Below are 26468 nucleotides of genomic sequence, written 5' to 3' on the forward strand. Positions count from 1 at the left end.
GTCGTGATTCGCTGCTCCATCTTCAATCCTGTTTCGGTCATGGCACGATTCCGCTTGCGGGGGGCTGAATGGGGGCGCTCTGGCGCTGCTGCTGCTGCCGTTCGAGCAGCGCGGGCAGGTTGCGCTGGATCAGCCGGCTGGGGTCGTAGAAGGACTGCGCCGAATCGAGCAGCCCGCGGAAGGGCGCCTTGATCCGGATGTTGAACACGAACGGCAGCCGCTGCAGCCGGCGGACGAGGAAGTTGCTCTTCGCCCCCTGCCCCTGCGTCACGCCGGCGAAGCGCACCTCGGTCACCATCTCGCCGGCGAGCGGCCCGTTCATGCCGATCGTCAGGTTGCGATAGCGCAGCGATTTGAGCGCCTGGAAGGCGATATTGCCCCACAGACCCAGATCCTTCTGCGACAGGTCGCCGACATAGGCGAGGCTGCCGCCGCCCTGTCGCACCGCGAGCCGCCCGCCCTCGATCCGGCCGCCCTGCACGTCGAAGATCATCGGCAGTTCGCCGTCGAAGACGCCGGTCGCGGACAGGTTCTTGAAGTCGAACTGTTCGAGGAACTGGTCCGCCGCCGCGCCGTCGATACGGAAGGTCATCCGCCGCGCCGCGGCTTCGGTGAAGTCGAGCGTCGTCGGCAGCAGCGTCATCGTACCGCCGGCGAACGGCCAGCGGCCGCTGTCGATCCGCACGCGCAGATCGGGGAGCAATTGATAGACGATCGTGCCGTCGGTCACCGCGATGCCGGGATTGACCGTCTTGATCGTCGCCACCTGTCCCGGGGCGCTCGCCAGCCCGAGCAGATCGGTGAAGCGCAGCGTCGTGCTGATCCCGGTGACCGGGCCGAAGGCGGCGGCGAGATCGGTGTCCTTCGTCGCGAACGTGCCGGTCGAGCCGACGCCGTCGGGGCTCCACGTGATATGGCCGTCGCCGGTGACGCTGCCGCGCACGTCGGCGACGACGCCGAAGGTCAGCCGGGTGAGCAATTCGGGCTGGAAGTCCTTGGTGAAGGCGATCCCCGGCACGGTCAGATCGGCGCTGCCGCGGCCGCTCGCCAGCGTGTGGCCGATCGCGACATCGGCGACCTTCACGTTCTTCGTCGGCTCGTAGAGCGTCCCGCGCGCGGCGATCGCGCCGTTGACGAGGTCAAGCGTCACGTCGCGCGCCGCCAGCGTCCGGAAGCGCGGATCGGGCGCGGCATCGTCGACCGTCATCGTCGCCGTCAGCCGCAGCGCGCCGCCGCGCAGCGACCAGTCGCCCGCCGCCGCGCCGAGCAGCAGCGGCACGTTGGCGATCTGCCCCGCGCCGCCGCCGAACGTGCCGGCGACACCGCCGCCGGCGATCCGGCCGGTCAGTTGCGCGAGATCGATGCGGGTGATGCGTTCAGGACTGCCCAGCCGCGCGGCGACGCTGTCGAGCACGAAGCCGCCGTCGCCAAGCCGCAATTGGGCGCCGCTTGCCGCAACGGTCAGCGGCGTCTGTCCGAGCCGCCCCGCCAGTCGCACCGCCGGCAGCCGTGCGCCGCCGGCCAGTCGTCCATCCGCCAGCGTCACCATCGCGCCGGCGATCGGGCAGAGCGTCGTGCGCAGCGGATCGAGCACCAGCCCCGCCACCGCCAGCCGCTGGATCGCGACCGGGGTACATGCGGGATTGGCGACCAGCGTCCCGCGTCCGTTCCAGCGCAGATCGACCGGCAGCGCCAGGCCATCGACCCGGCCGTCGCCGAGCGGCCCCGACAGCGCAACCCGCGTGGCGATCCGCGTCGCTCCCCCCGGTGTCGCGGTGAAGACGACCGGCGCCAGCGCCAGCCGTGCGCCGCCGGCGGCATAGGGTGCGATCGTCGCGCGACCGGTGATCGGGGCGCCGGCGCGGGCCTGCGCCAGTGCGACCTGCGCGTCGGGTAGCCCCCCGCCGGCCATGGCGAGCCGCGTATCGATGCGCAGTCGCGTACCGGGCCAGCCGAAGGTCAGCCCCGTACCGCCAGCGATCCGCAGCCGGGCGCCGCTCGTCGATTGCAGCGACGCTGCGGTGACGCGCGCCTGCCCCGCGCCGCCGCTCTGCCGGACCGCCAGCGCCGCCGACCCGCCGAACCCGTTCGCCGCGCCCCGCACCGCCTGCGACACGGCGGCGATCAGCGGCGCGGCCGGCGTTCCCGCGCCCGTCGCGGTCCCGATGCTCGGCAGCCGATCGGCCGCGATCCGCGCGTCGGCGACGCGGACGGTGCCGGCGAAGGCCTGTGCCGCACCGATCCGATAGCGTCCCGCCATCCCCAACGTCCCCGCGGACGCGCCGGCGATCGCCACATTGCTGGCGGTGAGATCCGCGGTCCCGCCGGTCGCCTGCGCCGCCCCGTCGAAGGTCACGTCGCCACGCAGCCCGGCGACCCGGGCACCGGCACCGCGGACCGGCCCGCTCGCCAGCCGCGCGCTGCCGCGCCAGCCGTCGAGCGCCGGCGTCAGCACCACGTCGATATCCGCCCCGCCGCGCCGCACGTCGACGCCGGCGCAGCGCCCGGCGGCGACCTGAACCGGCCCCCGCAATCGCGGCGCACCGGCGGTCACCCCGACCGTGAGCGCCGCGCGCAGCCCGTCCGCGCCGCAGCCGCCCTGCGCCAGCCGATCGCTCACCACCGCCGCGGTGCCGGCAAAGCCGCCGTCCAGCCGTCCGCGCCCGGCGATGCGCAGCCCCGCGACGCCGAGCGGCGTCTCCAGCCGCATCCGTGCATCCGCGATGTCGACATCCAGCGCCGGCAGCGCGAAGCCTTTGCCCGACGACGGCGGGATCAATTTGTCGATCTCGCCCAGCGACAGCCGTCCGTCGATCATCCGCCCGCGCAACCGCACGTGTCCGGCGCGCACCGCGTCGAGGCTGGCGCCGCCGAAGCCGATCCGCGTCCGCGTCTCCAGCCAGTCGGCGACGAGATCGGGATCGCGGGGATCGCCGATCACCACGTTGGTCAACCGCTGCCGTCCGAACCCCAGATCGCGCACGTCGTAGCGCGCGACGACGCCGCGCCTGGCGAGTTCGCCGTCGATGACCCGGCTGGCGATCGGCTTGCGCTCGACCCACAGACCGATCAGCGCGACGAGGAGGACGAGCGCGGCACCGAGCGCGATCCGCCGCCGTCGGCTCCACGACGCGAAGCGGCGTTGCCGCGCGGGCGCATCGTTCAACTCGTCCACGCCCTCGCCCATCGTCGCCCCTCATAGGCGGGGGCGATGCATCCGCGCAATTGCGCCCATGCCGGACCGACGATAGCCTCCGCCGCGATGGCCGCTCCCCCTTCCCCGCCGGGTGACACCGCCGGCCACCGCGAACGGCTGCGCGGGCGGCTGCTCGCCGGTGGCGGCGACGCGTTGCTCGACCATGAGCTGATCGAATATCTGCTGATGCTCGCCATCCCGCGGATCGACACCAAGCCGATCGCCAAGGCGCTGCTGCGCGAATTCGGCGGTATCGGCGGGCTGCTCGCCGCCGACGCCGAAGCGCTCGGCCGCGTCAGGGGCGTCGGCCCCTCCGCCGCCGCCGCGATCAAGATCGCGCATGGAATCGCGATCCGGTTGCTCCGGGCGGAAGCGACCGACCGCCCGATCCTGAGCAATTGGCAGGCGCTGCTCGATTATCTGCGCGCCGACATGGCGCATCACGGCATCGAGCGGTTCCGCGTCCTCCACCTCAACACGCGCAACATACTGATCCGCGACGAAGTGATGAGCGAGGGCTCGATCGATCAGGCGGCGGTCCATGTCCGCGAGGTGATCCGCCGCGCGATCGACCTGGGCTCGGCGGCGATCATCCTCGTCCACAACCATCCCTCGGGCGACCCCGCCCCCAGCCGCGCCGACATCGCCATCACCCGCACCATCGCCGACGCCGGCGCGGCGATGGGCATCGTGCTGCACGACCACATCATCATCGGCGTCAACGGCCATGTCAGCCTGAAGGCGCAGGGTCTGATCTGAGACCCTCGCCGGCATGACGAAAAAAAAAGGCCGCCGGTTCGCACCGGCGGCCTCGTTCTCGTCATCGCGCCGGTACTGGCGGCACGGTTACGACTGCGCCTTGCTCAAGAAGCCGATCAGTTCGGGTTGCGAGATCGACTGGCTCTTGTCGGTGTCGGCCTGGGCGAAGGCGGCGCTTACCCATTTCTTGGTCGCGGCGCTTTCGGCGCTCGCCTTGGGATCGCTCGCCTGCTTCAGCTTGACCATCCAGCTGGCGAATTCCGCCTTCTCGAGCTTGCCGTCCTGATTGGCGTCGTAGGTCGGAAATTCGGTCTGCACCACGGTCGCGACCTGATCGGCGCCCGCTGCGGGCTGCGTCGTCGCCGTCTGTGCGCCGTCGGTCGCAGTCGTCGTATCGGCTGGCGCCGTCGATTGCGGCTGCGCCTCAACAGATCCCGATCCCGGCACAGTTTGTCCCGGCGTCGCCTGCGTCGGTACAGTATTCGTCTGCGTTTGCGCCAGAGCCGGCGCGGAGAGCGTGATCACTCCGGCGAGAAGAGCATATTTCAGCATTATCTGTCTCCCATCGTTCTACATGAAGCATACGGCGATCGACTGTGCCGACCGCATCGCATACTTGATGTGGGAAATGATTCTGCCGATACAATGGTTCCGGATCGGGAGGTTTGTCCCGGACCGCGCACGCTGCTACTGCGCCGCAGAAATCCGCGAGTCGGGCCGAAATGGCCGCGACGAGCCGTGCTCCAGTCAGGACGAAGGAACACCATGGTCCCCCGTTATTCCCGCCCCGAGATGACCGCGATCTGGACCCCGGAGGCGCGCTTCCACATCTGGTTCGAGATCGAGGCGCATGCCACCGACGCGCTCGCCGATCTCGGCGTCGTGCCAAAGGAAGCCGCCGAGGCGCTGTGGGCATGGTGGCGCACCGACCCCGCCATCGACGTGCCCGCGATCGACGCGATCGAGGCGGTCACCAAGCACGACGTCATCGCTTTCCTCACCTGGGTGGCGGACAATGTCGGCGATCAGGCGCGCTTCATGCACCAGGGCATGACCTCGTCGGACGTGCTCGACACCTGCCTCGCGGTGCAGCTGGCGCGCGCCGCCGACATCCTGCTTGCCGACCTCGACGCCTTGCTCGCGGTGCTCAAGCGTCGCGCGGTCGAGCACAAGATGACGCCGACGATCGGCCGCAGCCACGGCATCCATGCCGAGCCGGTCACCTTCGGGCTCAAGCTGGCGCAGGCCTATGCCGAGTTCGACCGCTGCAAGACCCGGCTGATCGCGGCGCGCGCCGATATCGCCACCTGCGCGATCTCGGGCGCGGTCGGCACCTTCGCCAATATCGATCCGTCGGTGGAGGAGCATGTCGCCGCGAAGCTCGGCCTGTCGGTCGAGCCGGTCTCGACACAGGTCATCCCGCGCGACCGCCATGCGATGTTCTTCGCGACGCTGGGCGTCATCGCCTCGTCGATCGAGCGGCTCGCCACCGAGGTCCGCCACCTCCAGCGCACCGAAGTGCTCGAGGCGGAGGAATATTTCTCGCCCGGCCAGAAGGGCTCGTCGGCGATGCCGCACAAGCGCAATCCGGTGCTGACCGAGAACCTCACCGGCCTCGCGCGGATGGTGCGCGGCTATGTCACGCCGGCGCTGGAGAATGTAGCGCTGTGGCACGAGCGCGACATCTCGCACTCGTCGGTCGAGCGCTATATCGGCCCCGACGCGACGATCACGCTCGACTTCGCGCTCGCGCGCCTCACCGGCGTGATCGACAAGCTGCTCGTCTACCCCGAGCGGATGGACAAGAATCTCAACAAGATGGGCGGGCTCGTCCATTCGCAGCGCGTGCTGCTCGCGCTCACCCAGGCGGGCGTCAGCCGCGAGGATTCGTATCGCCTCGTCCAGCGCAACGCGATGAAGGTGTGGGAATCGGACGGCCAGCTCTCGCTGCTCGAATTGCTCAAGGCCGATCCCGAGGTCACCGCGGCGCTGTCGCCGGCGCAGCTCGAGGAGAAGTTCGACCTCGGCTATCACCTCAAGCACGTCGACACGATCTTCGCGCGGGTATTCGGGTAACGCAATGTCCTCCCCCTTGCGGGGGAGGATTGCATCACCTCACACCCATTGCGCCAGCCAGTCGGCGAGCCCCTGTGGCGATAGCGAGCGCGCATCCGCCAGCGCGGTCTCGCGCCCGGCATTGACCAATTTGTCGGTCTTGGGATCGACGATCAGCAGCGCCGGCACGCCAGCCAGCCGCCCCTTGATCCCGTAGCGGGCCGGAATGTCGAGGTTCCTGTCGAACCGGCCGATATCCACGGTAACCACCTCGTAATGCCGTGCGACGAAGCCACGCATCGTCGGCAGCTCCATCACCCCGGCGAGCAACCGGCAGTCGAGACACCAATTGCCGCCGAGATCGATCAGCAGCTTCTTGTGTCCCTTGAGCGCACGCGCCTTGGCCGCGGCGACCGCTGCCTTGGCATCGGCATTGCCGTCATAGGGCAAGGGCAAAGGCTGCGACAATTGTTCGAAGCTCGTCGCTCCCACCCGCGGTGCGGCAACGCGCGCATCGACGGCGGCAGGGAGCGTAAGTGCGGCAATGGCGAGTGCGGCAGCGAAGGATTTACGAGGCATCCGGATCTCCTGACGGAAAGGCGGCAGTGTGACCTATCCCGCCGCCGCCTGACAAGTCGGACGGCCCCAAGCAAATGTTGCAGTTGCGTGAAACGCACTTGGGCATGCAAGCAACAATATTGCGGTATCAAGCAATTATCGCCATCTCTCGCTTACCGGATATTCCTCCGGTATCGGAGACCTTCCATGCGCATGTTCGAAACCGCAGCCAGCAGCGTGCTGGCGATCGCGGCTCAGGCGCTGGTGGTCGGGGTGATCATTTCCACCCTTTGACCCATCGGCCCGCCCGCCCCCTTGTCCTTATCGGCCGAGAGGGCGCGGCTTGGGGCCGCAGATTCAACGACGCGCATAACGCGCCGCGAACTCCCGATCGGGCATGACGAGATAGCGGATCATGTCGATGAATGCCCATGGCGCGGTGACGAGCAATCCGACGACGGTGATCGTCATCACCAGCATCACGATCCCCGATCCGGTCCGCCCCAGATAGAAACGGTGGATACCGAGCGTCCCGAGAAAGAAAGCGAGAACCGCCGCGACGATCTTGTTGCGATCGGTCACCGGTTCGCGCGATGCGGGCGGCGCCGCCGCCGTGGCAACACCGCGGGCAGAAGGCATCGGAAAGACGCTGAGCGCGCGATCGCCTTCGGCTTCGAAATCGACCTGGAGGCCGATCGCCGGTTCGCCGCGTTGCGCCCAATCTTCAGGGGTGAAGCGATAGCGCCGACCGTCGTCGCCGGCGACCAGTCCCTCGCCGGTCCGCTGATCCACCCCCAACACCTGTCCGCGCATGCATGTCCCCCGATCTATGACGCGCGCATCATCCGCATCCGCGGCGTGGGCGCAAGATGGCGTGGGACCAGAGCCGACACCAGTCCATCACCCATCACCCCGGCCTTTCGCCGGGGTGATGCGTTTGAGGGCTGAAGGAAGCGGGATGCCGGAGCAAGTCCGGCATGACGGATGGGTCGGGCGACCGTCTCGGCCAAAACTTATTCCGCCGCGAACACGCCCTTCAATTTGGCGAAGAAGCCCTGACTGTCGGGGCATTCGTCGCCCGTCTCGGTCTCGCGGAACAGTTCGAGCAACTCGCGCTGTCGCACCGACAATTTGGTCGGCGTCTCGACCTCGATCTGCACGACGAGATCGCCCTGCCCGCGCCCCTGCAACACCGGCATGCCGGCACCGCGCTGGCGCAACTGCTTGCCCGACTGGATTCCGGCCGGGATCTTGATCTCGTGCGTCCGCCCGTCGAGCCCGGGGATCGACAATGCGCCACCGAGCGCTGCGGTCGTGAAGCTGATCGGCGCGCGCGCGAACAGGGTGGTGCCCTCGCGCTCGAAGATCGGATGCCGCTTGACGTGCAGGAAGATGTACAGGTCGCCCGCCGGCGCGCCGCGTGGCCCCGCCTCGCCCTCGCCGGACAAACGGATGCGCGTGCCTTCGTCCACGCCGGGCGGCACGTTGACGCTCAGCGTCTTGGTCTCCTCGACCCGACCCTCGCCGCGGCAGTCCGGGCAGGGATCGGCGATGATCTCGCCCGCGCCCTGACACACCGGACAGGCGCGCTCGACGACGAAGAAGCCCTGCTGCGCGCGCACCTTGCCGTGGCCGTTGCACTGGCGGCAGGTCGAGGCATGTGTCCCAGGCTTGGCGCCCGAGCCGTGGCACGTGTCGCACTGCGCCGAGACGTCGACGGTGATCTCGGTCGCCTTGCCATGGAACGCCTCTTCAAGGCTGACCTCCATGTCGTAGCGCAGATCGGCGCCACGGCGCTGCTGCGCCCGGCCACCGCCGCGCGCACCGCCCATGAACTCGCCGAACACCGATTCGAAGATGTCGGAGAAGCCGCCGAAGTCCTGCGCGCCGCCACCGCCGCCGCCGTTCTGGAACGCGGCATGACCGTAGCGATCATAGGCCGCGCGTTTCTGCGGGTCCTTCAGGACCTCATAGGCTTCGCTGACCGCCTTGAACTTCGCTTCGCTGTCCTTGCACCCGGCATTCTTGTCCGGGTGATATTTCATCGCGAGCTTGCGATAGGACGACTTGATCGTCGCGCCGTCCGCGCCGCGCTCGCATTCGAGCAATTCGTAATAATCGACTGTGCTGCTCATGATCGCCTCGCCGCCCCCCGGCCGTCACCCCGGCGCATGCCGGGGCCTCCCCGATGACGGGAGCTGCCGGCGCGCAAGTCACCGGCGAAGCATCGCTTCGCCGGGACCGCCGCAGGCATGACGGTGGAGATCATGGATGTTACGCCTTGTGGTCGTCGACTTCCGAAAATTCGGCATCGACCACGTCGTCCTTGGGCGCCTCGCCACCGGCACCGCCCTCGGGCGAGGCATCGGCCTGGGCCTGCTTCTCGTAGATCGCCTGGCCGAGCTTCATCGCGACCTGCGCGAGCGCCTGGCTCTTCTCGGTCATCTGATCGGCATCACCGGTCTCGACCGCCGCCTTGGCGGCGTCGATCGCCGACTGGATCTCGCCCTTCAGCGCCTCGTCGACCTTGTCGCCATTGTCGGCGAGCTGCCGCTCGGTGGTGTGGATCAGCGATTCGGCGTTGTTCTTCGCCTCGGCACCGGCCCGACGCTTCTTGTCCTCCTCGGCGAACTTCTCCGCGTCGCGGACCATCTGCTCGATGTCGTTGTCCGACAGACCGCCCGACGCCTGGATGCGGATCTGCTGCTCCTTGCCGGTGCCCTTGTCCTTGGCCGAGACGTTGACGATGCCGTTGGCGTCGATGTCGAACGTGACCTCGATCTGCGGCACGCCGCGCGGCGCCGGCGGGATGCCGACCAGATCGAACTGGCCGAGCAGCTTGTTGTCCGCCGCCATCTCGCGCTCGCCCTGGAACACGCGGATCGTCACCGCGCCCTGGTTGTCGTCCGCGGTCGAATAGGTCTGCGACTTCTTGGTCGGAATCGTCGTGTTGCGGTCGATCATCCGGGTGAACACGCCACCCAGCGTCTCGATGCCGAGCGACAGCGGCGTCACGTCGAGCAGCAGCACGTCCTTGACGTCGCCCTGCAACACGCCCGCCTGGATCGCGGCGCCCATCGCGACGACCTCGTCCGGGTTGACGCCGGTGTGCGGCTCCTTGCCGAAGAAATTCTTCACCGCCTCGCGGACCTTCGGCATGCGCGTCATGCCGCCGACGAGGACGACCTCGCTGATGTCGTCGGTCTTCACGCCGGCATCGGCGAGCGCCTTCTTCATCGGCTCGATCGTCCGCTTGATCAGATCGTCGACGAGACGCTCCAGATCGGCGCGGCTGATCGTCTTGACGAGATGCTTCGGGCCGTTCTGGTCGGCGGTGATGAACGGCAGGTTCACTTCCGTCGACGCCGCCGACGACAGTTCGATCTTCGCCTTCTCGGCGGCTTCCTTCAGACGCTGCAGCGCCAGCTTGTCCTTGGCGAGGTCGATGCCCTCGTCCTTCTTGAAGCCTTCGGCGAGATATTCGACCAGCTTGTTGTCGAAATCCTCACCGCCGAGGAAGGTGTCGCCGTTGGTCGCCTTCACTTCGAACACGCCGTCGCCGATCTCGAGGATCGAGACGTCGAACGTGCCGCCGCCGAGATCGTAGACCGCGATCGTCTTGCCGTCCTGCTTCTCGAGGCCGTAGGCGAGCGCCGCCGCGGTCGGCTCGTTGATGATGCGCAGCACCTCAAGGCCGGCGATCTGGCCGGCGTCCTTGGTCGCCTGACGCTGGGCGTCGTTGAAATAGGCCGGAACCGTGATGACCGCCTGCGTCACCGTCTCGCCGAGATAGCTCTCGGCAGTTTCCTTCATCTTCTGCAGCGTGAAGGCGCTGATCTGCGACGGCGAATAATCCTTGCCGCCGGCCTGCACCCAGGCGTCGCCGTTCTGGCCGCGCACGATGTGGTACGGGACCAGCTCGGTGTCCTTCTTGGTGATCGGATCGTCGAACCGGCGACCGATCAGGCGCTTCACCGCGAAGATCGTGTTGTCGCCGTTGGTGACGGCCTGACGCTTCGCCGGCTGGCCGACCAGCCGCTCGCCGTCCTTGGCGAAGGCGACGATCGACGGCGTGGTGCGCGCGCCCTCCGCATTCTCGATCACCTTGGGCTTGCCGCCCTCCATCACTGCGACGCAGCTGTTGGTCGTGCCGAGGTCGATACCGATTACTTTAGCCATGTGTGCTTACTGAGCCCCTCACATACGAAACGATGGCAAAATTCATTGCCGGACGCAGGGAACTTTTGCCCCGTTACGGCAGCGAAAGCTCCTGTGTATGGCGGCGATATAGGTGGGGTTCCGCTTGCCGCAAGACGGTGGCGACCATAGGGCTGTGACAGAAATGATCGCATGTGCGGGAAGAGGAGCGACGATGCGCCGGACGCGAGTGGGAACGATGCTGGTGCTCGCCGCTGCACTGGCCGGCTGCGGCGGACCCGACCGGGTCGAGGTGGACGACGCCTGGATCCGCCTGCCGGCGGTGCCGGGCCGGCCGGGTGCGGCCTATTTCACGCTGCACGGCGGGCGGTCCGACGCGACGCTGATCGACGTCACCGCCAACATTGCGGTGCGCGCCGAGATGCACGAGAGCATGACCGGCCGGAACGGCATGGCCGCGATGAAGCCGCTTGGCCAAGTGGCCGTGCCGGCGAAGACCGAGGTCGCCTTCACTCCGGGCGGCCGCCACGTCATGCTGTTCGACATCAATCCCAAGGCGAAGGCGGGCAAGATCTACAAGCTGACGCTCAACTTCGGCAATGGCGGCCGGCTGTACGTCGACGCGATGACGGTGGGCGCGGCCGCGCCGGCACCGGATTTCTAATGGCGGATGCACGCCGCCCCCTCACCGCAGGCGAACGCGCGCTCGCGGCGTCGGTCTTCCGCGACACGATCGACTATGACGCGGTGCGCCTGTCGCGCAGCAAATGGGCGTTCTTCCAGCCGCGCGACACGGTGATGGCGCCGCGTGGCTGCATTCATTTCCACCCCAAGGGGCCGGGCTGGCGCGACGATTTCGCCGCCGCCGCGCTCACCGACCAAGGGCTGTTCATCCACGAGATGGTGCACATCTGGCAGCATCAGCGCGGCATCTTCCTGCCGCTCGCGCGCCACCCTTGGTGTCGCTACGATTATGCGATCAAGCCCGGCCAGCCGCTCCACCGCTACGGCATCGAGCAGCAGGGCGAGATCGTCCGTCACGCCTTCCTGCTCCGCCACGGCGCGCGCGTGCCCGGCGCGCCGAGCCTCGCGCAATATGAGACGCTGCTGCCGTTCGGCTGAGCGCCCGCCGCAAGACCTTCCGTTCGCCCTGAGCCTGTCGAAAGGTGGGTGAGTCTCAATGCCCCTTCGACAGGCTCAGGGCCAACGGGGGATGATTTACAGCATGTCGAAGTCGATCGCGCCATGCCGGTCGAGCGTGCGCGGCGCCTCGGGCATCGGATATTTGAGCCCGGTCGCGCAGTTGAACAGCACCACCCGCTCGTCCTCGTCGACCTCGCCGGTGCGCAGCGCCTCGCGATAGGCGGCGAGCGTCGCGCCGCCTTCCGGACACAGCAGCAGCCCGTCCTTGCGCGCCGCCTCGTCGACCGCCTTGAGGATCGCGGGATCGCCGACCCCCAGCGCCTTGCCGCCGCTCGCGCGCACTGCGCGCAGGATCAGAAAATCGCCCACCGCTTTGGGCACGCGGATGCCCGCCGCGACGGTATGCGCATCCTCCCAGCGCTCGGCATGTTCGACGCCGTCCTCGAAGGCGCGGACGATCGGCGCGCACCCCGACGCCTGCACCGCATACATGCGCGGCCGCTTGGCGCCGATCCAGCCGAGCGCCTCCAGCTCGTCGAACGCCTTCCACATGCCGATCAGGCCGGTGCCGCCGCCGGTCGGGTAGAAGATCGCATCGGGCAGCTCCCAGCCGAATTGCGCGGCGAGCTCCAGCCCCATCGTCTTCTTGCCCTCGATCCGGTACGGCTCCTTGAGTGTCGAGAAATCGAACCAGCGTCCCTCGGCGGCGCCCTTGCCGACGATCGCGCCGCAATCGTCGATCAGGCCGTTGACCCGCCACACCCGCGCGCCCTGCATCGCGATCTCGCGTACGTTCACCTCGGGCGTATCCTCGGGACAGAAGACGATCGTCTCGATCCCCACCCGGGTCGCATAAGCGGCAAGCGCCGCCCCGGCATTGCCGTTGGTCGGCATCGCGATGCGGGTGACGCCCAGCTCCTTGGCCATCGCCACCGCCATCACCAGCCCGCGCGCCTTGAAGCTGCCGGTCGGCAACCGCCCCTCGTCCTTGACCCAGACGTTGGCACTGCGCGCGCTTCTTGGGATCGGGATCAGCGGCGTCTCGATCTCGCCGAGGCTGACGACATCCTGGGTGCGCCGCACCGGGAGCAGCTCGCGCCACCGCCACATGTCGGTCTGCCGCGCCGCCAGCGCGTCGCGCGACAGATTCGCCTTCACCGCGTCGAGGTCGTAGCGCACCAGCAACGGCCGCCCGGCGCGGGATAGACCATGCAGCCGGTTCGCCTCGTAGCGCTCGCCGGTCAGCGAGCATTCGAGATGCGTGACGAAGGTCGGGCGATCGGTGGTGAGATTGGGGTTCATGGCGACGATACTAGCCTTGCCAACGGCATAGCGTCCACTTGATTGCAGCGCAGATCGTAGTTACGATTAGCTATGGACATCACGTTCGATCCGGCGAAGGACGTGATCAATCGCGCCAAACATGGCGTGTCGCTGGCCTTCGGTGGTCGGATATTCGCTGACGACGCCGTGCTTCTGATCCCGTCGGCGCGACCGGAGGATGGCGAGGAGCGTTGGAAAGCGGTCGGCAGGGTCGGCGACCGTCTATGGACGGCAGTGTATGTCGAGCGCGACCAGACGACCCGGTTCATATCGGTAAGGAAAAGCAACGATGCAGAAGCTCGCGGATATCATCGCCATTCCGGCGGATCCTGACGATCCTGAGGATTTCGACGTCACCGAAGAAGCGCTGCAACAGGCGCTGGCGGAACGGCGTGAGCGCCTGCGCCGACGTGGTGCCCAAGCGGCGCCGACCAAGAAGCAGGTGACGCTACGCCTCGACCCCGACGTGATCGACAAATTCCGCGCCACCGGTCCGGGCTGGCAGGCGCGGATCAACGATGTTTTGAAGGCGGCGCAGGTCTGATCCCGCGCCGCCGCGCACCTCAATCCGGCTTCTTCGCCACGCCGACCAGCGCCGGGCGCAGCAGGCGATCCTTGAGCATATAGCCCGCCTGCATTTCCTGCACGATCGTGCCGGGCTCGGCATCGCTCGGCACTTCCATCATCGCCTGATGCTTGTTGGGGTCGAGCATCGCGCCCATCGCTTCGACCTTGGTGATGCCGTTGCGCGTGAACACGCTGTCCAGCTCGCGTCCGGTCGCTTCCAGACCGGTGACCAGGCCCTTCAGCCGCTCGTCGCCGCGCAGGTCGGCGGGGATCGCCGACAGGCCGCGCGCCAGATTGTCGGCGACCGACAGGATGTCGCGCGCGAACGAGGTGGTCGCATAGTTGCGCGCGTCGGCGACTTCCTTCTCGGTACGGCGGCGGACGTTCTGGATTTCGGCCTGCGCATAGAGCGTTTGCTGCTTGGCGTCGGCGAGCTGGTTCTCGAGGTCGGCGATCCGCGCCGCCGCATCGTCATGCTCCGCCACTTCGGGAGCGGCCTCCGCCGTCTCCTGGCGCAGTGCTTCCACGTCGATCTTGGTCTCTTCGGTCATGTAGGTCCCTGTAGTGTCAGCCCATCAAACGGGCGAGCGTTGCCGCCGTGAAATCCACCATGGGCACGACGCGCGCATAGTTCAACCGCGTCGGCCCGATCACCCCGACCACGCCGACCACCCTGCCGCCGGGTCCGCGGAACGGCCGCGCGATCACCGAAGACCCTGACAAGGCGAACAATTTGTTCTCCGCGCCGATGAAGATGCGGGTCGCGTCGCCGGCGCTCGCGCTGTCGAGCAATTGCGCGATTTCCTGTTTGCCTTCGAGGTCGTCGAGCAGATCGCGCACCCGGTCGAGGTCGGCCGCGGCGGCGGCGTCGATCAGCCGTCCCTGCCCGCGTACGATCAGCACCGGCCGCCGTGCGCCATCCTCGCTCCATACCGCGAGGCCGGCCTCGACCAGCGCGCGCGCCGCGCCGTCGAGCGCCGCCTCTCCCTCCGCCATCTGCCGCCCGATCCGCGCCCGCGCTTCGGCGAGCGTCAGGCCGGACAGCGTCGCGGTCATGTAATTGCCCGCCTCGACCAAGGCCGAAGGCGTCATTCCGGCGGGCAATTGGATCACCCGATTCTCGACCGAGCCGTCCTCGCTGACCAGCACCGCCATCGCCTGATCGGGCGACAGCGCGACGAAGCCGATCGAGCGCAGCGCCAGCTCACGCTTGGGCACCATCACCAGCCCCGCACAGGCCGACAGGCCGGACAGCGCGGCGGTCGTCGCCGCCAGCGCCTCCTCGACCGGACCGCGATGCCCGGCGCGCGCCTCGATCGCCGCGCGTTCCTCGGCGGAGGGTTCGAGCGCCTGCATCATCCCGTCGACGAACAGGCGCAGCCCGCGTTCGGTCGGGATGCGGCCGGCGCTGGTATGCGGACTGGCGAGCAGCCCCAGTTCCTCCAGCTCCTGCATCACCCCGCGGATCGACGCCGGCGACAGATTGAGGCCGGAGGCGATCGCGATCGTCTTCGACCCGACCGGCATGCCGTTCTCGACATAGCCGTCGACCACCGCACGAAAGATGTCGCGGGCGCGATCGGTAAGCTCGGTGACCGGTGGTGCCATATGCTCTATCTAGGGCGCGCGCCGTCGCCGATAAAGGCGCCGATCGGCAACACCTGCGGCGCCTCCCGCAACGCGCGGAACATCGCGGCATTCTGCGCCATGTCGCAGCCATAATAGGCGTCGAGATGCGATGCCGCGGCGCCACCGCCCGTCCACCGCACGTCGACGGACGACTGGTCGGTCGCCGCCGGGGTGCAGCCCGGCTCGCCCGCCCGCAAGGATCGCTCGCCGCGGGGACGATATGGCGCCAGCCGTGCCGCGAACAGATGATAGGCCGCCGGCGACGCCTGAAAGCTGCGCGTCCCGGCCACCGTGGTGAAGCGCTGCCCCTCGAACGTGCCCTTGCCGTCCGGCGCGATCGTCACCGTGTAAACCGGACAGGTGCCAAAGCACGCGCCGGTTTCGTAACGGATCGTCTCGCTTGCCACCGCCGCCGACGTCGCCCCGTCGCGCGATGCGTCGACCACCACACAGGCTGACAGGCTCATCGCCGCCAATGCCAGACCCGCGAACCGCTTACGCATGCCCTTCTCCCCTTTGCTCACCACTGGCGTGTGCCAGCCGTGCCGTCTAGGGCTGCGCCATCGAACCTTGAGGAGAGTTGAATGCGCCCCAGTGGCCGCGCCCCCGACCAGATGCGGGCGATCACCATCGAACCGAATTTCACCCGCCACGCCGAGGGATCGGTGCTGGTCGGCTTCGGCGACACCAGGGTGCTCGTCACCGCCAGCCTCGAAGAGCGCGTGCCGCCGTTCCTGCGCGGCAAGGGCGAAGGCTGGGTGACCGCCGAATATGGCATGCTGCCCCGCGCCACCCACACCCGCGGCAGCCGCGAGGCCGCCAAGGGCAAGCAATCGGGCCGCACGCAGGAGATCCAGCGGCTGATCGGCCGCTCGCTGCGCTCGGTGGTCGACATGAAGCTGCTCGGCGAGCGCCAGATCACGCTCGACTGCGACGTCCTCCAGGCCGACGGCGGCACCCGCACCGCCGCGATCTCGGGCGCCTGGGTCGCGCTGCGCCTCGCGGTCAACACTTTGCTCACCAGCGGCAAGCTGACCGTCGACCCGATCCGGCAGAAGGTCGCCGCGGTGAGCTGCGGCATCTATCAGGGTACGCCGGTGCTCGACCTCGACTATCTCGAGGATTCGGCGGCGGATGCCGACGGCAATTTCGTCCTGCTCGAAAACGGCAATATCGCCGAGGCGCAGGCGACCGCCGAACATGCCACCTATGACGAGGAGGCGCTGCTCCGCCTGCTCCGCCTCGCGCGGATCGGCTGTACCGAGATCTTCGCCGCGCAGGATCGCGCCGTCCGATGAGCGGCGAAGGCGACACGCCGCAGGCGATCCGCAAGCTCGCCCCCGGCCGGCTGGTCATCGCCAGCCACAATGCGGGCAAGGTGCGCGAGATCGCCGAGCTGCTCGGCCCCTATGGCATCGAGCCCGTCTCGGCGGGCGAACTCGACCTGCCCGAGCCCGAGGAAACCGGCACCACCTTCGTCGCCAACGCCGAGCTGAAGGCGTTGCAGGCGGCCGACCTGTCCGGCCTGCCTGCGCTCGCCGACGACAGCGGCCTGTGCGTCGATGCGCTGGGCGGCGACCCCGGCATCTTCTCGGCGCGCTGGGCGGGGGAGTCGAAGGACTTCGATCTCGCGATGCGGCTGGTCGAGGATCGGCTCAACGAAGAGCCCGACCTGCCGCGCAGCGCGCATTTCGTCTGCGCGCTGGCGCTCGCCTGGCCCGACGGCCATGTCGAATGGTTCGAGGGTCGCGTCGACGGCATGCTGGTCTGGCCGCCGCGCGGCGGCAACGGCTTCGGCTATGACGCGATGTTCCTGCCCGAGGGCGGGACCGAAACGTTCGGCGAGATGGACGCTGCCGCCAAGCATGCGATCAGCCACCGCGCCGACGCGTTCCGGCAATTGGTCGCCGCGGTCCTCTGAGGCGATGACGGGCGTCGATCCGGTCCTCGTGCGGGGCTGGCTCGCCGCCCGTTCGCTCTCGCGCGGCCTGCCCGCGCCGGTCGCCGACCATGGCGGCTGGCGCGTCGACACCGGCGGACCGGTCGAACGCCGCCGCCATCTCTTCGCCGAGGTCGGTCCGGGCCTGACCGCCCTACTCGCGACGATCGACACGCCGGGCGTTTTCGTGAAGCTCTGCGCCGACGCCGGCACGTTCCGCGCGCTGCTGCCGCCGCATTGGACGATCACCGACGCGAATTGCATGATGGTGCCGGAGCGGGCTGCCCTGACGCCGCCGGTCGTGCCGCCGGGCTATCGGCTGACGACGGTCCGCGACGGCGGCGTCACGCACGTGACGATCGCCGCACCCGATGGCGGCCTTGCGGCGAGCGGCCATGCGGCGGAACTGGACGGCATCTTCGTGTACGACCGCATCGTGGTCGAGGACGCGCACCGCCGCCGCGGATTGGGACGGGCATTGATGATGGCGCTGGGCGCGCATTGCACGTCGACGTCACGTCAAGTGCTGACCGCCACCGCGATGGGCGCCGCGCTCTACGCGACGCTCGGCTGGCGAATTTATGCGCCGTACACGACGGCGACGATCCCCTGATTTCTTCCCCGCAAGGGCAAGGCAATCGCATATGGTTGCGGTGATGAGGCTCTTTCGGATTGCTCGTCAGATTCGTCACCCCAGACTTGTTCCGGGGTCCACCCAGCTGCGAGAGAACCGTATCGAATCAAGCCTTTCTCCCCGCCGCAGGGTGGACCCCGGAACAAGTCCGGGGTGACGAGGTAAGCTTGGAAGACGACAACCTCGCACCAACGTCCATATGCCATACTCCTGCCCTCAAGGGCGAGGAGCTGGCGTTCCGCCCTCAATACGCCACCGTCCCCCAGACATTGCCCGGCGGCGCATAGCGGCACACGACAAAATCGTCCTTCGCGTTGCTCGCCAGCGCGCAGCCGACCTGCGTCGTCCCGCGCCAGACGATCTGCGTGTAATGGCCGACGTCCTCCCAGCGGCCGGTCTTGCTCGATTGCGGCACCGGCAGGTTCACGAAGTCCTTCTTCTCCGCCACCCAATGGCCAACCATCTCGTCGAAGCGATAGGCGCCGCGCGTGCCGGTCCAGAGATTCTCGCCCTCGCGGTCCATCCCCAGCGACTGCGGCGCATGTTCGAACCGCCCGGTGCGCGCCATCACCTGCGCATAGGCGAGGGCCGAGGCGGCGAGCGGCTCGCTCCACGTCAGCGGCGCCACGCCCACCTCGGCGCGGGCGCGATTCTGCCCGGTCAGCATCGCCTCGCGCAGCAGCACCGACCCGCGTGGGGCCGGCGCGGCGCTCGCGCGCGGCTCGACGACGCGCTCGGGGCCCTGCGTGCATCCGGTGGCGAAGAGCAGGCCCGCGGCCAGCCATGAGTGGCGTTTCCATGTCATTGCCGCCATATCGGCAGCATCATGGATTCCGACAAGACGCCGCTCGCGCTCTACGTCCACTGGCCGTTCTGCGTCTCGAAATGCCCCTATTGCGACTTCAACAGCCACGTCCGCGACACGGTCGATCAGGAGGCGTGGCGCGACGCGCTGCTCGCCGACCTCGCGCACGAGGCACGCGCGCTGCCCGGCCGGACGCTCGGCTCGATCTTCTTCGGCGGCGGCACGCCGTCGCTGATGCCGCCCGCCACCGTCGCCGCGATCCTCGCCGCCGCGCAGACGCACTGGCAGCCGACCGCCGATATCGAGATCACGCTCGAGGCCAATCCCTCCTCGGTCGAGGCGGCGCGCTTTGCCGATATCGCCGCGGCGGGGGTCAACCGCGTCTCGCTGGGGTTGCAATCGCTGGATGATCGCGCCTTGCGTTTCCTCGACCGCGCGCATGGCGTCGACGAGGGGCTGGCCGCGCTCGCCACCGCGCAGCGCCATTTCGCTCGGGTCAGCTTCGACCTGATCTACGCGCTCCCCGATCAGCGCCTGCCCGCCTGGGAGGCCGAACTGACGCGGGCGCTGTCGTTCGGCACCGAGCATCTCTCGCTCTATCAATTGACGATCGAGCCCGGCACGCGCTTCGCGACCGAGGCCGCCAAGGGCCGCCTCACCATCCCCGACGGCGATGCTGCGGCCGACCTGTTCGAGGCGACGCGCGCGCTGACCGACGCGGCGGGGCTGCCGGCCTACGAAACCTCGAACCATGCGCGGCACGGGGCGGAGAGCCGCCATAACCTTACCTATTGGCGCTACCGCGATTATGCCGGGATCGGCCCGGGCGCGCACGGCCGCCGCGACGGGCTGGCGACGCAGCGCCACAAGAAGCCGGAGAATTGGCTGTCCGCCGTCGCGCGCAACGGCCACGGCCTCCAGATCGAGGAGCCGCTGGTAGCACACGACCGCGCCAGTGAGGCGCTGGTGATGGGCCTGCGCCTGCGCGAGGGCATCGACCTGACGCATGTCGCGACGCTCGCCGGCGGCACCGCGCCGATCGACTGGGCTGCGGTGGAGCGGCTCGAGGCGCAGGGCCTCGTCGCCCGCGAACCGGGACGATTGCGCGTGACCGAAGCGGGCACGCTGCTGCTCGACGCGATCCTGCCGCTGGTGGTGAAGGACGCCTGAATCCTCCCCCGTTAGGGGGGTGGGCCGGGCGGGAGTGCGATAAGGTAGCTCCGCCCTGTCCTCCCCCTCCGTCACGGCTTCGCCGTGCCACCTCCCCCTTGCGGGGGAGGATTTTCCGATTCTATCGGCCGAAACCGCTCGGGGCCGGCGATACGGTCACGGTCGTGCCGTTCTGGATCTCCTGCACTTCCAGCGCCCGCTCGGCGACGCCGTCGCGGCCGAAACGGAACGCCCCGTCGATCCCCGCGAAGCCGTCCGCATCGCGCAGTCGTGCCTCGGGGAACGGCCGCCCCACCGGCCAGTCGCGCGAGATGCGCACCGTCAGCAGCACCGCGTCATAGCCGAGGCTCGACAGCCGGTACGGCGCCGCATTGTAGCGCGCGCGATATTTGGTCGCATATTGCCGGTAGAGCGTGTTCCCTACGCTCGCGAACCACGCGCCGTTGAGCGCCGGCTTGGTGGCGAGGCTCGTTTCCGAATTCCACAATTCGGTGCCGAGCAGCCGCGTCGAGGCGCCGCTGCCGCGCTTGACCAGTGGCGCCGCGACGCCCGCGCTCGCCGCGCCGTCGGCGATCAGCACCGCGCCATAGGGCGCCTTGGCGTTGAGTCGCGTCACCGCGCCGGCGATGCCGCCCGCGACCCGGCCATAGGTCTGCAGCGAGACGACCGAGCCGCCCGCCCCCTCGACCGAGCGCAGGAAGGCGGTCGAGGCGCGCTCGCCGTACAGGCCGTTGGGGATCAGCCCGGCGAAGCTCGTCACGCCGCGGCTGGTGGCATATTGCACGACGCGGTCGATCGACTGCGCCGGCGCATAGCCCATCAGATAGGTGCCGTTGCCCGCCACCGACGCGTCGTTGGAGAAGCTCAGCACGGGCACGCCCGCCGCCTTGGCGATCGGCGCGACCGCGCGCACGTCGTCGGACAGCAGCGGCCCGAGAATCAGTTGCGCGCCCTCGGCGATCGCGCGTTGCGCCGCCGCCGCCGCACCCGTCGCGGTGTCGTAATTGGTGATCCGCACCTTGTCGGTGCCGGTGTCGAGCACAGCGAGCATCGTCGCATTGGCGATCGAGCGGCCGACGCCCGCGTTGCTGCCCGACAGCGGCACCAGCAGCGCGACGCGATTGCGCGCGGTGTCGCGCGGCAGCCCCGCCTCGACCGGCTCGGGCCGGTTCGCGGCAGGGCGCGGCGCCCGTTCGGGCGCGGTGACCGGTGCGCGCGGCACCACGGTCGAACAGGCGGCGAGCATCGCCGCGGCGACCAGCGCGATGCCGCGCCGCAGCCACGGCTGTCGCGCTCCCGGCTGTCCAAGTGTAGCTGCCTCTGCCATGACGTCCCCTGTGGCCATATCCGAACCTTTAGAACCCGGGCTCTACATCGTCGCGACGCCGATCGGCAATCTTGCTGACCTGTCGCCGCGCGCCGCCGACATATTGACCCGCGCCGACGTGATAGCGGTGGAGGACAGCCGCGTCACCGCCGGCCTGCTCCGCCATATCGGCGCGAAACGCCCGATGCTCCCCTATCACGATCACAATGCCGAAGGGATGCGCCCCGGCCTGATCGCGCGCATGGCGACCGAGGCGGTCGCGCTCGTCTCCGACGCCGGCACGCCGCTGATCTCCGACCCCGGCTACAAGCTGGTCCGCGACGCGCGCGCCGCCGGCCGGCACGTCGTCACCATCCCCGGCCCCTGCGCCGCGGTCGCCGCGCTGACGCTTGCCGCCCTGCCGACCGACCGCTTCCTCTTCGCCGGCTTCCTGCCGAGCAAGGCGCAGGCGCGGAGCACGGCGATCGCCGAAATCGCCACGATCCGCGCCACGCTCGTCCTCTACGAATCCGGGCCGCGCCTGTCGGCCTGCCTCACCGCGCTGGCCGAGGGGCTCGGCGACCGCGACGCGGCGGTGACGCGCGAGATCACCAAGCGCTATGAGGAAGCGGTCACCGGCACGCTCACCCACCTTGCCGCGCGCTACGCCGATGCGCCGCCGAAGGGCGAGATCGTCATCGTCGTCGCGCCGCCCGGCGAGGCGCCGCCGCCCGATCCGCAGGATGCCGATGCCGCGCTGGTCGAGGCGCTGACCCGCCTGCCCGTCGCCAAGGCCGCCGGCGAGGTGGCCAAGGCATTCGGGCTCGACCGCAAGACGCTCTACGCCCGGGCGCTGGCGATGAAGGGCGAATAGCGGCCCGCCGACCTGTGCCGTGAAGGCGGTAAATAGCGTCGTACTTCAACGACTTGTCAATGAGTCCACGGCTATGGTCGGGGCATGCAGATGTGGAAGACCGGCGTCACCTCGACGCTCCTGATGGCCCTGGCGGGATGCGGCGGCAGCGACGGTAGCGGCGGTTCGGCGGCGGTGCCCGTCGTCTCTGCGCCTGCGCCGACGCCGGCGCCGACCGCCACGCCCAGCCCCACACCCACGCCGGCACCGACGCCGACCCCCACGCCCGCCCCGACGACCTGGGCGGGCGCCGCCGCCGCGCTCTACGACGTCCAGCCCGATGCCACGACCTGCCGCGCCGGCACGCTGAAGACGAGCGTCAAGGCCGACTTCCTCGCCAAGCTCAACGCGATCCGCGCGTTGCACCAGCTTCCCGCAGTGACCTATTCGGAGGCGGAGGATGCGGCGGAGGCGGATTCGTCGCTGATGATGGCGGTCAACAAGCAGCTCAGCCATACGCCGCCGACGAGCTGGACCTGCTACACCGCCAGCGGCGCCGCCGCGGCCGGTGCGAGCAACCTGATCGGCGGCTGGGGGACCGGGCTCGGTTTCGACAGCGAGGACAGCTATCTCGGCCTGTGGCTGACCGAGGGCGGCAGCGCGTCGATCGGCCACCGCCGCTGGATTCTCAATCCGTTCCTCGGCAAGACCTCCTATGGCCGCGTCGCGCTCGTCCTCCCCGACGGCAGCCGCGCCAGCGCCGCCTCGATGCGCGTCTTCAACTTCGCCGGCGGCGTCACCGCGCCGGCCGGCCTGCCCGCATATGTCGCTTACCCGCAGGGCGACTATCCGGCGCGCTATTTCACGCTGTCGAGCTACCTGTCCTTCAGCGTGGTCGCGGGGACGACGGGCACGTTCGGCGCCAACGCCAACGTCCGCTACGATCGCGCGACGATCACCGTCACCGGCCCCGGTGGCGCGCTCGCCGTGTCGGACGTGACCAGCGACAACGAAGGCTATGGCCTCGCCAACAACCTGCAATGGCGCGTCGCCGGGTTGCAGGCGGGCGTCACTTATACGGTGACGATCGCCGGCATCACCGGTGCGCCGCGTACGGACTACAGCTATTCCTTCCGCGTCGTGAATTAGCCACCGCGGTCACTCCGCCACCAGGACGGTACGTTCCGGCGCGTCGGTGCGGACGCCGAGCAGATCGTCGAGGGGACGATCCACCACATGGACGCCGAGCGCATGCAGCACGTCGCCGACTGCTTTGTCCTCGTAGAGCTCACCGGCGAGGCAGCCGGGAAAGCGCAGATACTGCGCCGCGAGCTTCTCGATCGTCGTTTTCGACAGGAAGTACAGCGCCCCTCGCGCCCAGGGTGCGATGAACGGCTTGCCGTAGACGGGCGCGACCGCCGACGCGCATTTCCCCTGATGCCAGGCGCGATCGTGATGCAGCGACGACAGCGCGAGCCCCATATAGTCGACGCCTGCGAAAGCGGATCGCACCGCGTCGATATCCAGCGCCGCATGCGGGACAACGTCCAGATCGTCGTCGATCTTTATGACCCCGTAAGACGCGCCCAATGCGTCCAGGAACACCAAGGTCTCGAAGATCTTGAACGGCAGCGCTTCATAGACGTCGCTGACCGGCAGGCGCAGGATCCGTCCGTCCTGCGCGAAGTCCAACGTATCGCCGCCGGTGACGATGATCGGGGCGATGCCGAAATAGCGGTCGGTCAGCGCGAGCGACACGTGCCGCGCCTTGTCGAGATATTTATCGCATGAAATGACCACCGGCAGCGGCAGGGCATGGCGGTCGCAGGTCGACAGCCAGTCGATCAACGCCGGCATGTCGCGCGCCACGCGCAGCCGGGTGATTTCGCGATAGGCATTTCGGACCTCCGCGACGTTCGCCGCATAGGGCGACGCCTTGAGGGCGATGCGCAACAGGATCTGCGCCACCGGGCCGGGGTCGTCATGCAAGCGCTGCTCAAAGAAGACCATCAAGCTGAGCCGGGAGAGCTCGTCGGAATTCAACCGCCTGCCGACCTGACGGCCAAGTTCGGCGATGATCTCTCGTTCCAGTTGGTCGGTTGCGAGCATCGCTTCACTCTCGATTGGACGGGCCATGCCCGCACCGGCGCTCCGGTACGGTTGCAGTCGTTCATTATAGACCGATCGGACACGACCGCGGCTTGCACGACGCCGGCGGGTACGGCAGCTTGTGCCGATGCGTCCCCCTCGCCGCGCCTCCACCACCGAGCGTCGCACTGCGGAGGCGGCGGGTCGTCGCGGCGAGCGGCTCGCCGGCTGGTGGCTGCGGCTCAAGGGCTGGACGGTGCTCGATCGCCGCGTCCGCACGCCGGCAGGCGAGGTCGACCTCGTCGCGCGCAAGGATGGCCTGATCGCCTTCGTCGAGGTCAAAACGCGCCGCACGGTCGCGGAACTCGACTTTGCCATCGACGAACGGCGCCTCGCCCGCGTCGCGGCGGCCGCCTCGCTGCTGATGCCGCGCTACGCCGGTCCCGGCGACGACATCCGCATCGACGTGATCCTGCTCGCGCCCGGCACCCGGCCGCGGCATATCGAGAATGCGTGGATCGGCGGATGAAGCCGCGCGGGACCTGCGCAGACGGTGACATTCCGGCCCCGCCACCCTAAGTCCCGCCCGAGATCAACAGCCCGCGAGTGTCCCGATGCCCCTCACCGTCGCCGTCCAGATGGACCCGCTCGACAGCATCGCCATCGCGGGGGATTCGACCTTCGCGCTGATGCTCGCCGGCCAGGCGCGTGGCCACCGCCTGTTCCACTACGACGCCGAAGACCTCAACTATCGCGACGGCCGCGTCTGGGCGAAGGCGCATCCCGTCACCGTGCAGCGGGTCGACGGCGATCATTTCCGGTTCGATCCCCCGGTCAGCCTCGACCTCGGCGAGCAGGCCGATGTCGTGCTGATGCGGCAGGACCCGCCGTTCGACCTCGGCTATATCACCGCGACGCATCTGCTCGAGCGGATCGCCGACCGGACGCTGGTGGTCAACGACCCGGTCAGCGTCCGCAACGCGCCCGAAAAGGTGTTCGTGCTCGATTATGCGCGCTTCATGCCGCCGACGCTGATCACCCGCAGCCTCGACGAGGCGCGCGCCTTCCTCGCCGAACATGGCGAGATCGTCGTCAAGCCGCTCCACGGCAACGGCGGCAAGGCGATCTTCAAGGTCGGCAGCGACGGCGCGAACCTCTCCGCGCTGATCGAGGTGTTCAACCAGACGTGGCGCGAGCCGCATATGATCCAGGCGTTCCTGCCGGCGGTGGCGAAGGGCGACAAGCGTATCGTGCTGGTCGACGGCGTCGTCGCCGGTGCGATCAACCGGCTGCCCGGCGAGGGCGAGATCCGCTCCAACCTCGCGGTCGGCGGTTCGGCGGTGAAGACTGAGCTGACCGACCGCGAGCGCGAGATCTGCGACGCGCTCGGCCCCGAGCTGAAGCGCCGCGGCCTGATCTTCGTCGGCATCGACGTGATCGGCGGCGAATGGCTGACCGAGATCAACGTCACCTCGCCGACGGGGATCGTCGCGATCGAGCGGTTCGACGGCACCGACGTCGCCGGCCTGATCTGGGACGCGATCGAGCGCAGGGTGTCGGAACGCGGCTGACGGCTCCGCCGTTACCCTCCGGCATGACCGAGTTCATCCTCAACGGCATCGCCTGGGGCGGCTATATCGGCATTTTCCTGCTGATGGCGCTGGAGAATATCATCCCGCCGATCCCGTCGGAGGTGATCATGGGCCTCGGCGGCATGGCGGTCGCGCGCGGCGACATGGCGATGGTGCCGCTCGTCCTGTGGGGCACCGCGGGGACGACGGCGGGCAATTACGTCTGGTATCATATCGGCCGTCACGTCGGCTACACCCGCTTCCGCCCCTTCGTTGAACGGCACGGCCGCTGGCTGACGATGGAATGGGAGGATGTCGAGGCGCTGCACCGCTTCTTCGTCCGGCGCGGCGGCTGGGTGGTGTTCGTGTTCCGCTTCATGCCGACCTTCCGGACGATCATCTCGCTGCCGGCCGGCATTACCTGCATGCCGGTGTGGCGGTTCCTCGTCTGGACCTTTGCGGGCAGCCTGATCTGGAACAGCATCCTCGCCGGCGCCGGCCTGTACCTCGGTGCGCGCTTCGCCGAGCTGGACCATTATGTCGGACCGCTGGCGGTGGCGATCATGGTGCTGATCGTGATCGCGTACATCTGGCGAGTCGCGACATGGAAGCCGCGGGGGCGGTGACGTTCGTGCGAACTCCTCCCCCGCCAGGGGGAGGTGGCAGCGCAACGCGCTGACGGAGGGGGCGGAAAGGGCGGAAGCATCGCGGGGC

General features: G+C 68.7%; 28 protein-coding genes. 15 read left to right on the plus strand and 13 right to left on the minus strand.

From position 1 onward, the window contains the following. Nucleotides 1-37: 37 nt before the first annotated feature. On the minus strand, nt 38-3175 hold the full coding sequence (locus FFS23_RS08825) for an intermembrane phospholipid transport YdbH family protein (RefSeq protein WP_249340600.1): 3138 nt from the start codon (nt 3173-3175) through the stop codon (nt 38-40). 87 nt (nt 3176-3262) lie between these two features. On the opposite strand from FFS23_RS08825, the gene radC reads away from it, so the two are divergent. After that, entirely contained in the window at nt 3263-3955 is a 693-nt protein-coding gene (gene radC, locus FFS23_RS08830; RefSeq protein WP_137898310.1) for a RadC family protein, read from the plus strand. A gap of 87 nt (nt 3956-4042) precedes the next feature. Here the strand turns inward: radC and FFS23_RS08835 are convergent, their stop codons facing one another. Further along, entirely contained in the window at nt 4043-4507 is a 465-nt protein-coding gene (locus FFS23_RS08835; protein WP_137898311.1) for an EF-hand domain-containing protein, read from the minus strand. 213 nt (nt 4508-4720) lie between these two features. Between FFS23_RS08835 and purB the strand changes: the two genes are divergently transcribed. Further along, a complete protein-coding gene (purB, locus tag FFS23_RS08840) occupies nt 4721-6031 on the plus strand; it encodes an adenylosuccinate lyase (RefSeq protein WP_137898312.1) in 1311 nt (436 codons plus the stop codon). A gap of 39 nt (nt 6032-6070) precedes the next feature. On the opposite strand, the gene FFS23_RS08845 is transcribed toward purB, so the two are convergent. From FFS23_RS08845 to dnaK, 4 genes are all read right to left on the minus strand, one after another. Then, nucleotides 6071-6589 (minus strand): thioredoxin family protein, encoded by a 519-nt coding sequence (locus FFS23_RS08845; protein ID WP_137898313.1) that lies wholly within the window; start codon nt 6587-6589, stop codon nt 6071-6073. Between the two features lie 336 nt (nt 6590-6925). Continuing rightward, entirely contained in the window at nt 6926-7360 is a 435-nt protein-coding gene (locus FFS23_RS08850; protein WP_249340601.1) for a TM2 domain-containing protein, read from the minus strand. Between the two features lie 221 nt (nt 7361-7581). Beyond that, nucleotides 7582-8703, minus strand: coding sequence for a molecular chaperone DnaJ (dnaJ, locus tag FFS23_RS08855; protein WP_137898315.1), 1122 nt, complete (start codon nt 8701-8703; stop codon nt 7582-7584). 139 nt (nt 8704-8842) lie between these two features. Continuing rightward, the gene (gene dnaK / locus FFS23_RS08860; protein WP_137898316.1) at nt 8843-10747 is read right to left on the minus strand and encodes a molecular chaperone DnaK; all 1905 of its coding nucleotides are present in this window, start codon (nt 10745-10747) and stop codon (nt 8843-8845) included. A 193-nt stretch (nt 10748-10940) separates the two neighbouring features. Between dnaK and FFS23_RS08865 the strand changes: the two genes are divergently transcribed. Then, nucleotides 10941-11390, plus strand: coding sequence for a copper chaperone PCu(A)C (locus FFS23_RS08865; protein ID WP_137898317.1), 450 nt, complete (start codon nt 10941-10943; stop codon nt 11388-11390). Continuing rightward, on the plus strand, nt 11390-11848 hold the full coding sequence (locus FFS23_RS08870) for a vgr related protein (protein ID WP_137898318.1): 459 nt from the start codon (nt 11390-11392) through the stop codon (nt 11846-11848). Before FFS23_RS08865 ends, FFS23_RS08870 begins: the two co-directional genes overlap by 1 nt. 96 nt (nt 11849-11944) lie before the next feature. Here the strand turns inward: FFS23_RS08870 and FFS23_RS08875 are convergent, their stop codons facing one another. Further along, entirely contained in the window at nt 11945-13171 is a 1227-nt protein-coding gene (locus tag FFS23_RS08875; RefSeq protein WP_137898319.1) for a threonine synthase, read from the minus strand. A gap of 72 nt (nt 13172-13243) precedes the next feature. Between FFS23_RS08875 and FFS23_RS08880 the strand changes: the two genes are divergently transcribed. Then, complete coding sequence (locus FFS23_RS08880) at nt 13244-13525, plus strand: BrnT family toxin (protein WP_137898320.1); 282 nt, start codon at nt 13244-13246, stop codon at nt 13523-13525. Beyond that, on the plus strand, nt 13482-13736 hold the full coding sequence (locus tag FFS23_RS08885; protein WP_137898321.1) for a BrnA antitoxin family protein: 255 nt from the start codon (nt 13482-13484) through the stop codon (nt 13734-13736). Before FFS23_RS08880 ends, FFS23_RS08885 begins: the two co-directional genes overlap by 44 nt. A 19-nt stretch (nt 13737-13755) precedes the next feature. On the opposite strand, the gene grpE is transcribed toward FFS23_RS08885, so the two are convergent. From grpE to FFS23_RS08900, 3 genes are read right to left on the minus strand one after another with little or no spacing between them, the layout of a single operon-like run. Then, nucleotides 13756-14310, minus strand: a complete 555-nt coding sequence (gene grpE / locus FFS23_RS08890) for a nucleotide exchange factor GrpE (RefSeq protein WP_038662601.1) — start codon at nt 14308-14310, stop codon at nt 13756-13758. Between the two features lie 16 nt (nt 14311-14326). After that, nucleotides 14327-15367 (minus strand): heat-inducible transcriptional repressor HrcA, encoded by a 1041-nt coding sequence (gene hrcA / locus FFS23_RS08895; protein ID WP_137898322.1) that lies wholly within the window; start codon nt 15365-15367, stop codon nt 14327-14329. 5 nt (nt 15368-15372) lie between these two features. Next, nucleotides 15373-15891 (minus strand): DUF6438 domain-containing protein, encoded by a 519-nt coding sequence (locus tag FFS23_RS08900; protein ID WP_137898323.1) that lies wholly within the window; start codon nt 15889-15891, stop codon nt 15373-15375. Between the two features lie 81 nt (nt 15892-15972). Here FFS23_RS08900 and rph point away from each other — a divergent pair, with 81 nt between their 5' ends. Genes rph through FFS23_RS08915 form a run of 3 tightly spaced genes read left to right on the plus strand, consistent with a single transcriptional unit; the run spans nt 15973 to nt 17940 of the window. After that, nucleotides 15973-16686, plus strand: coding sequence for a ribonuclease PH (gene rph / locus FFS23_RS08905; RefSeq protein ID WP_137898324.1), 714 nt, complete (start codon nt 15973-15975; stop codon nt 16684-16686). Continuing rightward, nucleotides 16683-17309 carry an RdgB/HAM1 family non-canonical purine NTP pyrophosphatase gene (rdgB, locus tag FFS23_RS08910; RefSeq protein WP_137898325.1) on the plus strand — a complete coding sequence of 209 codons (627 nt, stop codon included), beginning with the start codon at nt 16683-16685 and terminating at the stop codon, nt 17307-17309. The genes rph and rdgB overlap by 4 nt, the downstream gene beginning before the upstream one ends. 4 nt (nt 17310-17313) lie before the next feature. Further along, complete coding sequence (locus FFS23_RS08915) at nt 17314-17940, plus strand: GNAT family N-acetyltransferase (protein ID WP_137898326.1); 627 nt, start codon at nt 17314-17316, stop codon at nt 17938-17940. Between the two features lie 265 nt (nt 17941-18205). On the opposite strand, the gene FFS23_RS08920 is transcribed toward FFS23_RS08915, so the two are convergent. After that, nucleotides 18206-18775: a CAP domain-containing protein gene (locus FFS23_RS08920; protein ID WP_137898327.1), complete on the minus strand. Its 570-nt coding sequence runs from the start codon at nt 18773-18775 to the stop codon at nt 18206-18208. A gap of 12 nt (nt 18776-18787) precedes the next feature. On the opposite strand from FFS23_RS08920, the gene hemW reads away from it, so the two are divergent. Beyond that, the gene (hemW, locus tag FFS23_RS08925) at nt 18788-19936 is read left to right on the plus strand and encodes a radical SAM family heme chaperone HemW (protein ID WP_137898328.1); all 1149 of its coding nucleotides are present in this window, start codon (nt 18788-18790) and stop codon (nt 19934-19936) included. Between the two features lie 121 nt (nt 19937-20057). On the opposite strand, the gene FFS23_RS08930 is transcribed toward hemW, so the two are convergent. Next, nucleotides 20058-21263 (minus strand): penicillin-binding protein activator, encoded by a 1206-nt coding sequence (locus tag FFS23_RS08930; RefSeq protein ID WP_137898329.1) that lies wholly within the window; start codon nt 21261-21263, stop codon nt 20058-20060. Between FFS23_RS08930 and rsmI the strand changes: the two genes are divergently transcribed. Together rsmI and FFS23_RS08940 are read left to right on the plus strand one after the other, a co-directional pair. Next, nucleotides 21262-22116 (plus strand): 16S rRNA (cytidine(1402)-2'-O)-methyltransferase, encoded by an 855-nt coding sequence (gene rsmI / locus FFS23_RS08935; RefSeq protein ID WP_137898330.1) that lies wholly within the window; start codon nt 21262-21264, stop codon nt 22114-22116. The two genes, FFS23_RS08930 and rsmI, sit on opposite strands and share 2 nt — an antisense overlap. An 84-nt stretch (nt 22117-22200) precedes the next feature. Further along, a complete protein-coding gene (locus FFS23_RS08940) occupies nt 22201-23244 on the plus strand; it encodes a CAP domain-containing protein (protein WP_137898331.1) in 1044 nt (347 codons plus the stop codon). A 9-nt stretch (nt 23245-23253) separates the two neighbouring features. Here the strand turns inward: FFS23_RS08940 and FFS23_RS08945 are convergent, their stop codons facing one another. Then, a complete protein-coding gene (locus FFS23_RS08945) occupies nt 23254-24231 on the minus strand; it encodes a hypothetical protein (protein ID WP_171009436.1) in 978 nt (325 codons plus the stop codon). Nucleotides 24232-24331: 100 nt separating this feature from the next. On the opposite strand from FFS23_RS08945, the gene FFS23_RS08950 reads away from it, so the two are divergent. The 3 genes from FFS23_RS08950 (at nt 24332) to FFS23_RS08960 (ending at nt 26380) form a co-directional block, all read left to right on the plus strand. Further along, nucleotides 24332-24712, plus strand: coding sequence for a YraN family protein (locus tag FFS23_RS08950; RefSeq protein ID WP_137898333.1), 381 nt, complete (start codon nt 24332-24334; stop codon nt 24710-24712). Nucleotides 24713-24797: 85 nt separating this feature from the next. Beyond that, nucleotides 24798-25754, plus strand: a complete 957-nt coding sequence (gshB, locus tag FFS23_RS08955) for a glutathione synthase (RefSeq protein ID WP_038662629.1) — start codon at nt 24798-24800, stop codon at nt 25752-25754. Nucleotides 25755-25777: 23 nt separating this feature from the next. After that, complete coding sequence (locus FFS23_RS08960) at nt 25778-26380, plus strand: DedA family protein (protein ID WP_137898334.1); 603 nt, start codon at nt 25778-25780, stop codon at nt 26378-26380. The last annotated feature ends 88 nt before the right edge of the window (nt 26381-26468 follow it).

The organism is Sphingomonas sp. 2SG, assembly GCF_005503285.1.
Lineage (GTDB): Bacteria > Pseudomonadota > Alphaproteobacteria > Sphingomonadales > Sphingomonadaceae > Sphingomonas > Sphingomonas taxi.

Bases quoted from the DNA above. Each gene is read 5' to 3' on its own strand.
- FFS23_RS08870 (WP_137898318.1), top strand. From the start codon at position 11,390: ATGGCGGATGCACGCCGCCCCCTCACCGCAGGCGAACGCGCGCTCGCG.
- radC (WP_137898310.1), top strand. From the start codon at position 3,263: ATGGCCGCTCCCCCTTCCCCGCCGGGTGACACCGCCGGCCACCGCGAA.
- rsmI (WP_137898330.1), top strand. From the start codon at position 21,262: ATGACGTCCCCTGTGGCCATATCCGAACCTTTAGAACCCGGGCTCTAC.
- grpE (WP_038662601.1), bottom strand. From the start codon at position 14,310: ATGACCGAAGAGACCAAGATCGACGTGGAAGCACTGCGCCAGGAGACG.
- FFS23_RS08915 (WP_137898326.1), top strand. From the start codon at position 17,314: ATGACGGGCGTCGATCCGGTCCTCGTGCGGGGCTGGCTCGCCGCCCGT.
- rdgB (WP_137898325.1), top strand. From the start codon at position 16,683: ATGAGCGGCGAAGGCGACACGCCGCAGGCGATCCGCAAGCTCGCCCCC.
- hrcA (WP_137898322.1), bottom strand. From the start codon at position 15,367: ATGGCACCACCGGTCACCGAGCTTACCGATCGCGCCCGCGACATCTTT.
- hemW (WP_137898328.1), top strand. From the start codon at position 18,788: ATGGATTCCGACAAGACGCCGCTCGCGCTCTACGTCCACTGGCCGTTC.
- FFS23_RS08865 (WP_137898317.1), top strand. From the start codon at position 10,941: ATGCGCCGGACGCGAGTGGGAACGATGCTGGTGCTCGCCGCTGCACTG.
- FFS23_RS08875 (WP_137898319.1), bottom strand. From the start codon at position 13,171: ATGAACCCCAATCTCACCACCGATCGCCCGACCTTCGTCACGCATCTC.
- FFS23_RS08885 (WP_137898321.1), top strand. From the start codon at position 13,482: ATGCAGAAGCTCGCGGATATCATCGCCATTCCGGCGGATCCTGACGAT.
- FFS23_RS08960 (WP_137898334.1), top strand. From the start codon at position 25,778: ATGACCGAGTTCATCCTCAACGGCATCGCCTGGGGCGGCTATATCGGC.
- FFS23_RS08950 (WP_137898333.1), top strand. From the start codon at position 24,332: ATGCGTCCCCCTCGCCGCGCCTCCACCACCGAGCGTCGCACTGCGGAG.
- FFS23_RS08930 (WP_137898329.1), bottom strand. From the start codon at position 21,263: ATGGCAGAGGCAGCTACACTTGGACAGCCGGGAGCGCGACAGCCGTGG.
- FFS23_RS08900 (WP_137898323.1), bottom strand. From the start codon at position 15,891: ATGCGTAAGCGGTTCGCGGGTCTGGCATTGGCGGCGATGAGCCTGTCA.
- FFS23_RS08920 (WP_137898327.1), bottom strand. From the start codon at position 18,775: ATGGCGGCAATGACATGGAAACGCCACTCATGGCTGGCCGCGGGCCTG.
- FFS23_RS08945 (WP_171009436.1), bottom strand. From the start codon at position 24,231: ATGGCCCGTCCAATCGAGAGTGAAGCGATGCTCGCAACCGACCAACTG.
- gshB (WP_038662629.1), top strand. From the start codon at position 24,798: ATGCCCCTCACCGTCGCCGTCCAGATGGACCCGCTCGACAGCATCGCC.
- rph (WP_137898324.1), top strand. From the start codon at position 15,973: ATGCGCCCCAGTGGCCGCGCCCCCGACCAGATGCGGGCGATCACCATC.
- dnaJ (WP_137898315.1), bottom strand. From the start codon at position 8,703: ATGAGCAGCACAGTCGATTATTACGAATTGCTCGAATGCGAGCGCGGC.
- FFS23_RS08940 (WP_137898331.1), top strand. From the start codon at position 22,201: ATGCAGATGTGGAAGACCGGCGTCACCTCGACGCTCCTGATGGCCCTG.
- purB (WP_137898312.1), top strand. From the start codon at position 4,721: ATGGTCCCCCGTTATTCCCGCCCCGAGATGACCGCGATCTGGACCCCG.
- FFS23_RS08845 (WP_137898313.1), bottom strand. From the start codon at position 6,589: ATGCCTCGTAAATCCTTCGCTGCCGCACTCGCCATTGCCGCACTTACG.
- FFS23_RS08880 (WP_137898320.1), top strand. From the start codon at position 13,244: ATGGACATCACGTTCGATCCGGCGAAGGACGTGATCAATCGCGCCAAA.
- FFS23_RS08835 (WP_137898311.1), bottom strand. From the start codon at position 4,507: ATGCTGAAATATGCTCTTCTCGCCGGAGTGATCACGCTCTCCGCGCCG.
- dnaK (WP_137898316.1), bottom strand. From the start codon at position 10,747: ATGGCTAAAGTAATCGGTATCGACCTCGGCACGACCAACAGCTGCGTC.